Annotated in this window: 12 protein-coding genes and 1 tRNA gene; 7 read left to right on the top strand and 6 right to left on the bottom strand. The window is 60.9% G+C overall.

Translation table 11 applies throughout. From position 1 onward, the window contains the following. Window positions 1-51 precede the first annotated feature (51 nt). From ACQZ5K_RS02000 to mnhG, 6 genes are read left to right on the top strand one after another with little or no spacing between them, the layout of a single operon-like run. Window positions 52-2,970: a monovalent cation/H+ antiporter subunit A gene (locus ACQZ5K_RS02000; protein WP_448739507.1), complete on the top strand. Its 2,919-nt coding sequence runs from the start codon at window positions 52-54 to the stop codon at window positions 2,968-2,970. Then, a complete protein-coding gene (locus ACQZ5K_RS01995) occupies window positions 2,970-3,305 on the top strand; it encodes a Na+/H+ antiporter subunit C (protein ID WP_003503487.1) in 336 nt (111 codons plus the stop codon). Before ACQZ5K_RS02000 ends, ACQZ5K_RS01995 begins: the two co-directional genes overlap by 1 nt. Continuing rightward, a complete protein-coding gene (locus ACQZ5K_RS01990) occupies window positions 3,302-4,948 on the top strand; it encodes a monovalent cation/H+ antiporter subunit D (RefSeq protein WP_035239397.1) in 1,647 nt (548 codons plus the stop codon). The genes ACQZ5K_RS01995 and ACQZ5K_RS01990 overlap by 4 nt, the downstream gene beginning before the upstream one ends. Next, window positions 4,945-5,433 (top strand): Na+/H+ antiporter subunit E, encoded by a 489-nt coding sequence (locus tag ACQZ5K_RS01985; RefSeq protein WP_448739506.1) that lies wholly within the window; start codon window positions 4,945-4,947, stop codon window positions 5,431-5,433. The genes ACQZ5K_RS01990 and ACQZ5K_RS01985 overlap by 4 nt, the downstream gene beginning before the upstream one ends. Then, window positions 5,430-5,711, top strand: a complete 282-nt coding sequence (locus tag ACQZ5K_RS01980) for a K+/H+ antiporter subunit F (protein WP_003522772.1) — start codon at window positions 5,430-5,432, stop codon at window positions 5,709-5,711. Before ACQZ5K_RS01985 ends, ACQZ5K_RS01980 begins: the two co-directional genes overlap by 4 nt. After that, window positions 5,708-6,052 carry a monovalent cation/H(+) antiporter subunit G gene (gene mnhG, locus ACQZ5K_RS01975; protein ID WP_003522773.1) on the top strand — a complete coding sequence of 115 codons (345 nt, stop codon included), beginning with the start codon at window positions 5,708-5,710 and terminating at the stop codon, window positions 6,050-6,052. Before ACQZ5K_RS01980 ends, mnhG begins: the two co-directional genes overlap by 4 nt. A gap of 1 nt (window position 6,053) precedes the next feature. On the opposite strand, the gene ACQZ5K_RS01970 is transcribed toward mnhG, so the two are convergent. Next, complete coding sequence (locus ACQZ5K_RS01970) at window positions 6,054-6,332, bottom strand: hypothetical protein (protein WP_448739505.1); 279 nt, start codon at window positions 6,330-6,332, stop codon at window positions 6,054-6,056. A 102-nt stretch (window positions 6,333-6,434) separates the two neighbouring features. On the opposite strand from ACQZ5K_RS01970, the gene ACQZ5K_RS01965 reads away from it, so the two are divergent. Further along, a complete protein-coding gene (locus ACQZ5K_RS01965; protein ID WP_020810388.1) occupies window positions 6,435-6,695 on the top strand; it encodes a helix-turn-helix domain-containing protein in 261 nt (86 codons plus the stop codon). A 123-nt stretch (window positions 6,696-6,818) separates the two neighbouring features. On the opposite strand, the gene ACQZ5K_RS01960 is transcribed toward ACQZ5K_RS01965, so the two are convergent. The 5 genes from ACQZ5K_RS01960 to ACQZ5K_RS01940 all read right to left on the bottom strand — a co-directional run bounded on the left by ACQZ5K_RS01960 (window position 6,819) and on the right by ACQZ5K_RS01940 (window position 13,120). Next, a tRNA-Phe gene (locus tag ACQZ5K_RS01960) sits at window positions 6,819-6,894 on the bottom strand. Window positions 6,895-7,133: 239 nt separating this feature from the next. Next, on the bottom strand, window positions 7,134-7,559 hold the full coding sequence (locus ACQZ5K_RS01955) for a hypothetical protein (protein ID WP_448739504.1): 426 nt from the start codon (window positions 7,557-7,559) through the stop codon (window positions 7,134-7,136). Window positions 7,560-7,714: 155 nt separating this feature from the next. Continuing rightward, on the bottom strand, window positions 7,715-9,931 hold the full coding sequence (locus ACQZ5K_RS01950) for a 3-hydroxyacyl-CoA dehydrogenase NAD-binding domain-containing protein (RefSeq protein ID WP_448739503.1): 2,217 nt from the start codon (window positions 9,929-9,931) through the stop codon (window positions 7,715-7,717). A gap of 147 nt (window positions 9,932-10,078) precedes the next feature. Continuing rightward, window positions 10,079-11,287, bottom strand: coding sequence for an acetyl-CoA C-acetyltransferase (locus ACQZ5K_RS01945; RefSeq protein WP_448739502.1), 1,209 nt, complete (start codon window positions 11,285-11,287; stop codon window positions 10,079-10,081). A gap of 36 nt (window positions 11,288-11,323) precedes the next feature. Beyond that, window positions 11,324-13,120 carry an acyl-CoA dehydrogenase C-terminal domain-containing protein gene (locus ACQZ5K_RS01940; RefSeq protein WP_448739501.1) on the bottom strand — a complete coding sequence of 599 codons (1,797 nt, stop codon included), beginning with the start codon at window positions 13,118-13,120 and terminating at the stop codon, window positions 11,324-11,326. Between the last annotated feature and the right edge of the window lie 228 nt (window positions 13,121-13,348).

The raw sequence follows: 13,348 nt of genomic DNA, 5'->3' as shown, positions 1-13,348 counted from the left end.
GTCGGAAACCCGCCGTAGGCTCCCATTCCAGAGAGAAAACCGCCGCCGCATATGACACTTGCAACCATTCTTCCATTCATTGTCGCATTGCCCTTCGTTGGCGCGCTTCTGACGGCCTTCATGCCGCGCGAGGGTGCGGCCGCCGGTCCCGCCTCCGTTGCGGGCGCAGTCGCCCTTTTCGGCCTTGTCAGCAGCATTTTTCTTTATACGAGCGTCAGCGGCGGCGCGGTTCTCAAGTATGATGTGGAATGGCTGCCCCAGCTCGGCCTGAACTTTACCCTGCGGCTGGACGGATTTGCCTGGATTTTCACGATGCTCATTACCGGCATCGGTCTGCTGGTGGTGCTCTACGCGCGTTATTATATGTCGGCCGAAGACCCGATTCCCCGTTTCTTCGCCTTCCTGCTCGCCTTCATGGGCTCGATGCTTGGTGTGGTGCTCTCCGGCAACGTCATCCTGCTGTCGATCTTCTGGGAAATGACCAGCATCTTTTCGTTCCTGCTGATCGGCTACTGGCATCAGAACGCCGGTGCGCGCGACGGGGCACGCATGGCGCTGACCGTCACCGGCATCGGCGGCTTCAGCCTGCTGGCGGGCCTGCTGATCCTCGGCCATATGGCGGGAAGCTACGATCTCGACAAGATCATCGAGGCCGGTGCGGCGATCCGCGCACATTCCCTCTATCTTCCGGCGCTTATCCTCATTCTTGGCGGCGCGCTGACCAAGAGCGCGCAGTTTCCGTTTCACTTCTGGCTGCCCAACGCCATGGCGGCGCCCACACCGGTCTCCGCCTATCTGCATTCGGCGACCATGGTGAAGGCGGGGGTTTTCCTGCTGGCGCGGTTCTGGCCGGTGCTGGCGGGCACGCCGGAATGGTTCTGGCTGGTGGGCGCGGCCGGCATCATAACCCTGCTGCTCGGCGCCTATTTCGCCATGTTCCAGCAGGACCTGAAGGGTCTGCTCGCCTATTCGACTATCAGCCATCTCGGCCTCATCACCACGCTGCTCAGCCTCGGCAGCCCGCTTGCGGCGGTGGCGGCCATCTTCCACATGGTCAACCACGCCACCTTCAAGGCCTCGCTCTTCATGGCGGCCGGTATCATCGACCATGAAACCGGTACGCGCGACATGCGGCGCTTAAGCGGGCTTTACACCTATATGCCCGCAACCGCGACGCTCGCCATGGCGGCAAGTGCGGCCATGGCCGGCGTGCCGTTGTTCAACGGCTTCCTCTCCAAGGAAATGTTCTTCGCCGAGGCCGTCGAAACCCATGCCGACTCGCTGCTGGACCGGGCCCTGCCCTATGTCGCGACGCTGTCGGGCGCATTTGCCGTCGCCTATTCGCTGCGCTTCATCCACACGGTGTTCTTCGGCCCCAAGCCCGTCGATCTGCCGAACCCGCATCCGCACGAGCCGCCGCGCTGGATGCGTTTCCCCATCGAATTCCTCGTCTTCGCCTGCCTGATCGTCGGCATCGTTCCGAGCCTCTCCATCGGCCCGTTCCTGCATTCGGCCGTGCTTTCGGTTCTGGGTGCGCAGACACCCGTCTACAGCCTATCGATCTGGCACGGTTTCAACCTGCCGCTGATCATGAGTATAGCGGCGCTGATCGGCGGGGTTACGATCTATGCCCTGCTCGGCGGTTATTTCTCGCGCTGCGATGACGGTCCGCCCGTCTTCCGGCATTTGCGGGGCCAGCGCATCTTCGAGCGCATTCTCGTCACCGTGTCCTGGAAATGGGCGCGGTGGCTGGAAAGCACGCTCGGCACGCGGCGTCTGCAGCCGCAGCTGAGGCTTCTCATCCTCGTGGCGCTTCTTGCCGGTTTCTCGCCTCTCTTCCTTTCGGAATTCTCCCTGTCGCTGCCGCGTGTGACGACCTTCGATCCGATCTTCGCCATGCTCTGGCTGATCGGCATGATCGCGGCCATGGGTGCGGCCTGGCAGGCGAAATATCATCGCCTCGCCGCGCTCGTCATGCTCGGCGTCTCTGGCCTCGTCACCTGCCTTACCTTCGTCTGGCTTTCCGCGCCGGATCTGGCCATCACCCAGCTGCTGGTGGAAATCGTCACCACGGTTCTCATCCTGCTCGGCCTCAGATGGCTGCCGAAACGTGTCGAGAAGGTCGACAGCAGCGATGAGCTGCCGGCGCAGCTTCGCCGCGCCCGCGACTTCCTGCTCGCCGCAGGCAGCGGTATCGGCATGTCCGTCATCGCCTATGCCGTGATGACGCTGCCGGTGCCGAACGCGATTGCGACCTATTTCCTCGAACGCGCGTATACCGAAGGCGGCGGCACCAATGTCGTCAACGTCATCCTCGTCGATTTCCGTGGCTTCGATACCTTCGGCGAAATAGCGGTGCTGGCCATCGTGGCGCTCACCGTCTTTGCGCTGCTTCGCCGTTTCCGCCCCGCCCATGAAAGCATCGGGGTGCCGGAACAGCAGCAGATGCAGAACGCCTTCGATGCCGAACGGCCAGACCGGAGCAATGGCGATACGGTTCGTGACTATCTCTATGTGCCGTCGATCGTGATGCAGTGGATGTTCCCGGTCATCATCACCTTCTCGATCTTCCTGTTCATGCGCGGCCACGACCTGCCGGGCGGCGGCTTTGCGGCCGGCATCACCATGGCCATCGGCTTCCTGCTGCAATATCTTGCCGGCGGGGCGCGCTGGGCGGAGGACCGCATCCGCATCCTGCCGCTGCGCTGGATGGGTTTCGGCCTTTTGATGGCGGCGGCGACGGGTATCGGCTCCTGGTACTTCGGCTACCCGTTCCTGACCTCCTATTTCCAGTATACGGAGATACCCTATATCGGCAAAATGCCGACGGCATCCGCCCTGCTGTTCGATCTCGGCGTCTTCTCGCTGGTCGTCGGCTCCGTTGTTCTTATCCTGATAGCACTGGCACACCAATCGTTGCGTAACTACCGCGTTCGCACGCCTGAAGCCGCAAAAGCGGAGGACGTGTAATGGAACTCATTCTCGCCATCGGCATCGGCATCATGACCGGCTCCGGCGTCTGGCTGGTGCTGCGCCCGCGCACCTATCAGGTCATCGTCGGGCTTTCGCTGCTGTCTTACGCCGTCAACCTCTTCATCTTCGGCGTCGGCGGCATCAAGACCAATGCGCCGCCGGTGCTGGTCAACGGCGTCGACAGCTCCACGCTCGCCGACCCCGTGCCGCAGGCGCTGGTGCTGACGGCCATCGTCATCGGTTTCGCCACCACCGCATTGTTCCTCGTCGTGCTGCTCGCCGCCCGCGGCCTCACTGGCACCGACCATGTGGACGGGAGGGAGTCGAAATGATGTCTTTCCCCTTCCACATCGTCATCGCGCCGATTCTTCTGCCGCTGATTACCGCCGCGCTGCTGCTGTTCTTCGACGAGCGCCAGCGCGTGGCGAAAGCCGCCATCAGCCTCACCTCGACGGTGCTGTTGCTGGTGGTCGCCATATTGCTGTTCCGCGAGGTGAACTCGACGGTCAATACCGAGATCGCCGCCGTGGTGTCGAGCGGCGTCTATCTGCTCGGTAACTGGCCGGCGCCCTTCGGCATCGTGCTCGTTGCCGACCGTCTTTCGGGTCTGATGGTGCTGTTGACGGCGCTGCTTGCCATCCCGTCCTTGATCTATTCGATGGCGAAGTGGCACAGGTCGGGCGCGCATTTCCATTCGCTGTTCCAGATGATGCTGATGGGCGTCAACGGTGCATTCCTGACCGGCGACCTCTTCAACCTCTTCGTCTTCTTCGAAGTGATGCTGGCCGCTTCTTACGGCCTGCTGCTGCACGGTTCCGGCCAGCAACGCGTCAAGGCCGGGCTGCATTATATCGCCATCAACCTCGTCGCCGCCCTGTTCTTCCTGATCGGCGTCAGCCTCATCTACGGCGTTACCGGCACGCTGAACATGGGCGATCTCGCCCATCGCATCGAGGGGCTCAACCCCGATCAGCGCATGCTCTTGGAAACCGGCTCTGCCATCCTCGGCATCGCCTTTCTGGTCAAGGCCGGCATGTGGCCGCTGAATTTCTGGCTGCCTTCCGCTTATGGCGCGGCATCGGCCCCGGTGGGCGGGCTCTTCGCCATCATGAGCAAGGTCGGCATTTATGTCATCGCCCGCCTGTCCTTCCTGCTTTTTGGGCAGACGGCCGGGGAATCGGCCGGTTTCGGCCATGATGCGCTGCTGGTCGGCGGCATCGCCACCATCATCTTCGGGGCCATCGGCGTTCTGGCGTCGCAGGCGCTGGGGCGGCTTGCCGGCTTTTCGGTTCTAGTCTCGTCGGGAACGCTGCTTGCCGCCATGGGCACCGGCAATCCCACGGTTGCGGCCGGCGCGCTTTATTACATGGTCAGCTCCACCCTCACCATCAGCGCCTTCTTCATGCTGATCGAACTCGTCGAGCGCGGACAGGATGCCGGCGCGAACGTTCTTGCCGTGACCATGGAGGCCTATGGCGAGGGCGACGAGGAAGAGGAGGAAGAGGAAGTCGGCGTGACCATGCCCGCCACCATGGCGGTGCTCGGCGCCTGTTTTGCCGCCTGCGGCATTCTTCTGGCCGGCCTGCCGCCCCTTTCGGGTTTCATCGCCAAATTCTCGATGCTGACCGCCATCCTCAACCCTTCCGGGCTCGGGGCCAATGACAGCGTTTCCACACTGTCCTGGTGGCTGGTTTTCCTGATCGTCTTTGCCGGTTTCGCCTCGCTGATTTCGATGACGCGCGCCGGCATCCGCACCTTCTGGGCCTCCATCGAAGGCACCGTGCCGCGCGTGCTCGTCATCGAAATCGCCCCCGTGATGTTGCTGCTCGGCCTGACGCTCGCCATGACCGTACAGGCAGGGCCGGTGATGAGATACATGCAGGAAACGGCGCGTATTCTCGACCTGCCGGCAAGCTATATTCAGGGCGTCATTTCCGCACCCCGAGCGGGAAGCAACCCGGAGGCAGAGCCATGATAAGCCGTGTCCTGCCCTACCCGCTGCTGACGATCTCGCTGATCTTCTTCTGGATGACGATCAACAGCTTTTCGCCGGGGCATCTGCTGCTCGGCACCGGGGTTGCACTTGTCGCCTCCTGGGCGATGGCGTCGCTCAGGCCCGCCAAGCCGCGCATCCGCAACTGGCACAGGCTGGTGCAACTGATCGTGATCGTGCTTTACGATATCGTCAGGTCCAATCTCTCGGTCGTGAAGATCATCCTGTTCAAGCGCGAGAGAGACCGCAAATCCGGCTTCCTGGCCGTGCCGCTCGATATTCGCGATCCGATGGCGCTTGCGGTTCTGGCGACGATCCTGACCTCGACGCCGGGAAGCGCATGGCTCGAATATAATTCCAGCCAGGGCACGCTGCTGCTTCACGTTCTCGACGATGTGGATGAGGCGGCCTGGATAAGCCTCATCAAGAACCGTTATGAAAAACTGCTGATGGAGATATTCGAATGAGTTCGATTATCCTTTTCTGGTCCTTTTCGCTGGCGCAGTTCATGCTCGCCATTGCCATGGCGATCTCGGTCTATCGCATCGCCATCGGCCCGCGCGCGCAGGACCGCGTGCTGGGTGTGGATACGCTCTATGTCAACGCCATGCTGCTTCTCCTGACCTTCGGCCTGCGCACCGGCAACGACATCTATTTCGAGGCATCGCTGCTGATCGCCATCCTCGGCTTCGTCTCCACCGTCGCCCTTTCCAAATTCCTGATGCGCGGCGAGGTGATCGAATGAGCGAGGCGCACGAATTTCCCCTCTGGGCCGCCATTGCCGTGGCCTTCTTCGTGCTGCTGGGCGCCTCGCTGACGCTGATCGGCACCATCGGCTTTGCCAGGCTCAACAGCTTCTATGAGCGCCTGCATGCGCCCACACTCGGCACCAGCTGGGGCACCGGCGGCATCGTCATGGCCTCGATCATCTATTTCTCCGTCTCCGGCGACCGCTTCGCCTTCCACGAAATCTTCATCGGCATTTTCATGACGGTGACGACCCCGGTTTCCCTGATGCTACTCGGCCGGGCGGCGCTTTATCGGGACCGGGCGGAGCAGAATACGGATAATCGGGAGCATCTGTAGGCTAAGGCTCTTTACGGCGGCGAAGCTCCGCGCGCACCCGCCGCCATTTGCCCTGTTCGAAATTTTGGGAATATCGCCAGGCGCGATCTTCCTCGATGACCGCGAATTCCTCGGCAGCATTTCCATATGTCTTGCTTAAGATATCGGCGATGCGCGTTATCTCGGCGCGCGGGACAAGCATGGGTCGCACAGCTTGCTGCCAAAAGACATACATAAAAACGGATAGTCCAAACGCCCCAATCACCACGATTGAGCACCAACTCCATGCGGATAGTTCCATGACTGCACTCCATGGCTATCCCGCAAGACTTTATCCCATAATGGGATAATTCTAAATCAGGATTAATCCGTGAGCTCCTAAAATTTCGGGGTTCTGGAGCTCGTGACGAAGTCTACACATACACCCGAGTACCAGCTTCTTGTTGAGATACTGACCGACACGCGGCGAAAAGCGGGCCTGACACAACAGCAGGTCGCAGATCGGTTGGGCAAGCCACAGTCCTATGTCGCGAAGGCCGAAGGCTCTGAAAGACGAATAGACGTCGTTGAATTTGCAAAATTGTCGGCCGCAATGGATCAAGACCCAACCGCGCTTCTCCAACTGTTGCTCACAAGAATGGAGGAACAGGGCGTTCCTCTTTGATCAAGACTGTTTCGAAGCGATGACAAAAGCATATGATAGAAACAGCCAATGATGGAACTGCCCGCGCCCTGCGAATGGAGACGCCAACACACAACCAGTTCATTCAACAATGAAATTGAGAAATGGTGCCCGGAGGCGGATTTGAACCACCGACACGCGGATTTTCAATCCGCTGCTCTACCAACTGAGCTATCCGGGCACTTCAGGTCCTTGAAGAACCTCCGCTTTTGGCGGGCGGGGCTGTTTGGTGCCCCGAAAGTGAGCGGGGTTATAACATCTTGTTCGGACATGGCAAGCGCCATCGCGAAGTTTTTTGACAGTTTTTTCACGGCGCCTGTGGATGGCTGGAAAGTCTGCCCGGCGAAGGCCGGATTGCGGCGGAAAACCCGCTCTTGGGCATCCGCCGGGCCAGCGGGCGGCGGCGCGGCAGGGGACGGCTTACGCCCCCTCATTGCGCCGTGCGGCAAGGCCAAGAGCGATTGGCACAACGGCCACCAGCGCCGCCATGACGGGCGAGGAGGCGAAGATGCGGCTTGCCAGTGAGGTGACGGCAACGGAGCGCACCACCGTCATCAGGCGCGAATTCTCACGGTCGCGCTCATGCCGGGCATCGGTGAATTTATGATGCGGCGTGTTGGAGGCGGCTTCCAGCCGTTTGACGTCGCGGCGAATCTTTTCGAGCTGTTTGCGAAGGTCTTCCAGTTCCGCCCGCAAGGATGATTCCGCCGGGGCGGCGGCACGCGCCCTTCGGGCAGCAGCGGGTTTTACAGCCTCCTTCTCCGCGGCCTCTTCGTCCAGTTCGGCCAGATGGTCGTCAAGGTCCGAGGGCTTGTCGAAACCGTGGGATCGCAGTGGTGCTTTCATCGCTGTCTCCTGGGGCGTGCTGAATTGCGGCGGCGGGCGCTTTTGCCCGCTCAGCCTTTTCAACGCCTCAGCCGGGCAAAGGATGCACGGACAGCAGGGAAACAGGCATAATAAAACAGGCCCCGGAGGGCCTGTTCAATGTCTTACTTGAAGCCTCAGGCCGCCTTGGCGGCGCTGGCATAGGGATCGAAGCGACCGTAAAAGGTCTCGCCCTTGGCGGCCATGTCCTTCAGCAGCGGCGTCGGCTTGAAGCGCGGGCCATAGGTCTCGCTGAGCTTTTCGGCAAGTGCCACGAAGTTCTTCACACCCATGCCGTCGATGTAGGACAGCGCACCGCCGGTATAGGGCGCGAAACCGAAACCGAGGATGGAGCCAACATCCGCCTCACGCGGATCGGTGACGATGCCTTCTTCCACCGTGCGGGCGGCTTCCAGCGCCACGGTGACGAGGAAGCGCTGTTTCAGCACCTCCATATCCACCGCTTCTGGCTTCTGCTGCGGATAAAGGTCCTTCAGGCCGGGCCAGAGGGATTTTTTGACGGGCTTTGGCGGATAGTCGTAAAAGCCCTTCGCGTTCTTGCGGCCAAAACGGCCCTCGCCTTCCACCAGCGTCTTCACCAGCTCCATATGGCGCGGGTCGACGGCCTTTTCGCCGAGATCGGCGACGGTGGCTTTCAGGATCTTGTAGGAAAGATCGATCGCCACCTCATCGTTCAGCGCCAGCGGGCCGACCGGCATGCCAGCGAATTTCGCGGCGTTTTCGATCATGGCGGCGGGTAAGCCTTCGATCAGCATATCGTAGCTTTCCGCCATATAACGCAGCACGCAGCGATTGACGAAGAAGCCGCGCGTATCGTTGACCACAATCGGGGTCTTTTTGATCTTCGCCACATAGTCCAGCGCGACGGCGAGCGCCTTGTCGCCGGTTTCCTTGCCGAGGATCACTTCCGTCAGCATCATCTTCTCGACCGGCGAGAAGAAGTGGATGCCGATGAAATCCGCCGGTCGCTTCGAGTTCTTCGCAAGGCCGGTGATCGGCAAAGTGGAGGTGTTGGAAGCGAAGATCGCGCCCTGCGGCAGCACGGCTTCCACGGCCTCGATGACGGCCTTTTTCACGTCGCGGTCTTCGAAGACGGCCTCGATGACAAGATCGGCATCGGAGAGCGCCTTGTAATCCGCCGTCGGGGTGACGAGGTCGAGCAGGGCCTTGCCCTCCTCCTGCGTCAGCCTGCCCTTGCCGATGGCGGACTTCACGCTTTCCTCGCAATGGCCCTTGCCCTTGTCCGCCGCTTCCTGATCGCGATCGACCAGCGTGACGGGGATGCCGGCTGCGGCGGTAACATAAGCGACAGCTGCGCCCATGAAGCCCGCGCCGACGACGCCCACCTTTTTGAACTCCGTCTTCGGCTGGCCGGCCGGGCGGCGCGCGCCCTTGCCCAGTTCCTGCATGGAAATGAACAGCGAGCGGATCATGCCGAAGGCTTCCTTCGAGCGAAGGATTTCGGTGAAATAACGCTGCTCCACCTTCAGCGCCGTGTCGAAGGGCAATTGCAGGCCTTCATAGACGCATTTGAGGATGGCGAGGGCGGCCGGATAGTTGCCGGCGCTTTCGCGGCGCAAAATGGCCGGTGCTGCGGGCCAGAGCTGGGCAGCCGCCGGCGTCCAGATGCCGCCACCGGGGGCCTTGAAGCCCTTTTCATCCCAGGGAGCGACCGGTTTCAGGCCGTCCTTGATCATCTGCTTTGCGGTTGCAACCAGCTGATCCGGCTCCACCACCTGATGCACCAGCCCCATGGCCTTGGCGCGCGCGCCGGTCAGCGACTGGCCGGTGGTCATCATCTGCAGCGCCGATTGGGCATCCGTCAGGCGCGGCACGCGCTGGGTGCCGCCGGCGCCGGGGAAGATGCCGACCTTGACTTCCGGCAGGGCGATCTTGAGGTTCTTGGCGCTGGAGGCGACCCGACCGTGGCACGCAAGCGAGAGTTCGAAAGCGCCGCCCATGCAGGTGCCGTTGATGGCGGAAACCCAGGGCTTGCCGTTGGTCTCGATCTTGCGGAACAGGCCCGTCATGCGGCCAACCAGTTCGAACAGTCTTGCAGCCGCCTGATCCGGGTTCTTCGTCTTCTCATCATTGTAGAAGGAGAACATCGACTTGATCATCGAAAGATCGGCGCCGCCGGAAAAGGTGCTTTTGCCTGACGTGAAGACAACGCCCTTGACGGCGCCGTCCGCGACCGTCGCGTCAACAATGGCGTGCAGCTCGTCCATCACTTCTGACGTGAAGACGTTCATGGATTTTTCCGGCATATCCCAGGTGACGAGGGCAATGCCGTCTGCGTCCGTCTCGATGGTGAAATTGGTGTAAGTGCTCATTTGGGATTCCTCTTCCCTGAATCTTAATGGCCGCTTCGCTTTCTCCGTCATCCTCGGGTTTGACCCGAGGATCCAAGCACCGGGGATAGATCCTCGGGTCAAGCCCGAGGATGACGGGGGAACCGTTGCGGTATCAGCCGAAGCCTCTCAAACCCGCTCGATAACCGTCGCCGTGCCCATGCCAGCGCCGATGCAGAGCGTGACGAGCGCGGTGTTCAGATCGCGCCGCTCCAGCTCATCCAGCACCGTGCCGAGGATCATCGCGCCGGTTGCACCCAGCGGATGGCCCATGGCGATGGCGCCGCCATTGACGTTCATCCGGTCGTGGTCGATGTCGAAGGCCTGCATGTAACGCAGGACCACGGCGGCAAAGGCTTCGTTGAGTTCGAAAAGGTCGATATCGGCAAGCGACATGCCGGTCTTTTTCAGGAGCTTTTCGGTCACATCCACCGGGCCGGTCAGCATCAGCGCCGGATCGGAGCCGATATTGGCGAATGCCTTGATGCGGGCGCGGGGCTTAATGCCCATCGCCTCACCGCCCGCCTTCGAGCCAACCAGCACAGCGGCCGCGCCATCGACGATGCCGGACGAATTGCCGGCGTGGTGCACGTAATTGATCCGCTCCACTTCCGGGTGGGCCATGATGCCGACGGCTTCGAAGCCGCCCATTTCACCCGGCATCTGGAAGGATGGGTTGAGGGAGGCGAGCGCCTGCATGTCCGTGCCGGGGCGCATATGCTCGTCACGGTCGAGGATCGTCAGGCCGTTTGAGTCCTTCACCGGAATGACCGACTTATTGAAATAGCCCTTTTCCCAGGCGTGCGCCGCACGCTTCTGGCTTTCGACGGCGTAGGCGTCGACATCGTCACGGGAGAAACCATATTTGGTGGCGATGAGATCGGCCGACACGCCCTGCGGCATGAAGAAGGCCGGGAAGTTGACCGAGGGGTCCATATACCAGGCGCCGCCAGACATGCCCATGCCGACGCGCGACATGCTTTCGACACCGCCGGCGATGACGATATCGTCCGACCCCGCCTTGACCTTGCCGGCTGCGAAGTTGATGGCATCGAGACCCGAAGCGCAGAAGCGCGAAATCTGCATGCCCGGGGCCCTGTTGGAATAACCCGCCTCGAAGGCGGCGGCTTTCGGGATCACCGCGCCGGCATCCATAACGGGATCGACGCAGCCCATGATGATGTCGTCTACCGTGGATGTATCAAGTCCGTTGCGGTCACGGAGGGCTTCCAGTGTCTTGGCGGCAAGGCGAACGGAAGGCACCTCATGCAGGCTGCCATCCTTCTTGCCGCGTCCGCGCGGGGTGCGGACATGGTCGTAGATAAATACGTCGGTCATAACTCTCTCCCTGTGGCGTTATGAACGCCAGATTTCTCAGAATGCTTCCGCAGCCAGTTCCATCATCGTATCCGCGCCGGTTTCGATGCGGGCCTTGCGCAGCGCCGTTTCCGGCATGATGCGCTCCATATAAAACTTCGCCGTGACAAGCTTGGTCTTGAGGTAATCCTCGTCCGAAGCGCTGCCTGCTGCAAGCGCTTCGCTGGCGGCTTTCGCCATGCGCGCCTGCATGTAACCCAGCACCACGATGCCAAAGAGATGCATGTAGTCGGTCGAACCGGCACCGGCATTGTCGGGCTTGGCCATGGCGTTCTGCATGAACCACATGGTTGCGGCCTGCAGATCGTTCAAGCCCTTCTTCAGGCCTTTGGTGTAAAGGCTCAGCTTTTCATCGGCGCGGTTTTCCTCGCAGAAATCGCCGATTTCCTTGAACAGCGCCATCACGGCGCGGCCGCCATTCATGCCGAGCTTGCGGCCAACCAGATCGAGCGCCTGAATGCCGTTGGCACCTTCGTAGATCATGGTGATACGCGCATCGCGGACATACTGGCTCATGCCATGTTCTTCGATGTAGCCATGGCCACCGAAGACCTGCTGCGCCATCACAGCGTGGTCAAAGCCCTTGTCGGTCAGCACACCCTTGAGGATCGGCGTAACGAGGCCAAGCAGATCGTCTGCCGCCTGCCGCTGCTTTTCGTCAGCGGCGCGGTGGGCGATATCGGATTGCAGCGCGGTCCACAGAAGGAAAGCGCGGCCGGCCTCGTTGTAAGCCTTGATGGTCATCAGCGTGCGGCGGATATCGGGATGCACGATGATCGGATCGGCCTTCCTGTCGGGGAACTTGGCGCCGGAAAGCGAGCGGCCCTGAATACGTTCACGGGCATATTCGACCGCGTTCTGATAGGCGATTTCACCAACGGAGAGGCCCTGCAGGCCGACGCCGAGGCGGGCCTCGTTCATCATCACGAACATGGCGGAGAGACCCTTGTTCTCCGCGCCGAGCAGATAACCCGTCGCCTCGTCATAGTTCATGACGCAGGTGGCATTGCCGTGAATGCCCATCTTGTGTTCGATGGCACCACAGGTGACGCCGTTGCGCTCGCCGAGCGTGCCATCGTCCTTCACCAGGAACTTCGGCACGATGAACAGCGAAATGCCCTTGGTGCCTTCCGGCGCGCCTTCAATGCGGGCAATTACCAGATGAACGATATTGTTCGTCATGGAATGTTCGCCGGCGGAGATGAAGATCTTCTGGCCGGAAATTTTGTAGCTGCCGTCAGCCTGCGGCACAGCCTTGGTGCGCAGCATGCCGAGATCGGTGCCGCAATGGGGTTCGGTCAGGTTCATGGTGCCAGACCATGTGCCTTCCACCATCTTCGGCAGGTAGGTGTCCTTCTGCTCCTGCGTGCCATGCACCAGAATGGCGGCAATCGCACCCTGCGTCAGGCCGGGATACATCATCAGCGACAGGTTGGCCGACGACATATATTCGCCAATGGCGGCGTGCAGCGTATAGGGCAGGCCCTGACCGCCGAATTCCGGCGGAACGGCAAGGCCGATCCAGCCGCCCTCGCAATAGGCGTCATAAGCATCCTTGAAACCATCCGGCACGGAAACCGAACCGTCATCGGCGCGCTTGCAACCCTGTTGGTCGCCGGAAAGGTTGAGCGGGAAAAGCCGCTCTTCGGCAAGCTTTGCGGCTTCACCGGTAATGGCCTCGATCATGTCGGGGGTTGCATCCTCGAAGCCTGGCAGGTTGTTATACCGCTCCAGGCCGAGAACGTCGTTCAGGATAAAAAGCGTGTCTTTAACTGGGGCCTTGTAAACAGGCATTACCGATGTTCCTCCGCACCGTGGGCGCCGGCGATAATCCGGCCGATATGGGATGACAATATTTGACGTGCGCGTAAACGTCAAATAAATTTCAGCGGAATATCCTTCTCCTTTTTCGCGGAATGGACCTCCGGCCCGGCGCAAGGCTGTCGCCTGCCGTAAAAGTTAAAAAATTCCGACCATAGTTAACCACTTCTTTACCACGTTTCGTGAATTCTCCCGACAGAG

Source organism: Agrobacterium sp. 22-226-1 (genome assembly GCF_053522345.1).
The sequence above is the reverse complement of the archived record's forward strand: the minus strand, read 5'-3'. Positions and strand labels throughout refer to the sequence as shown.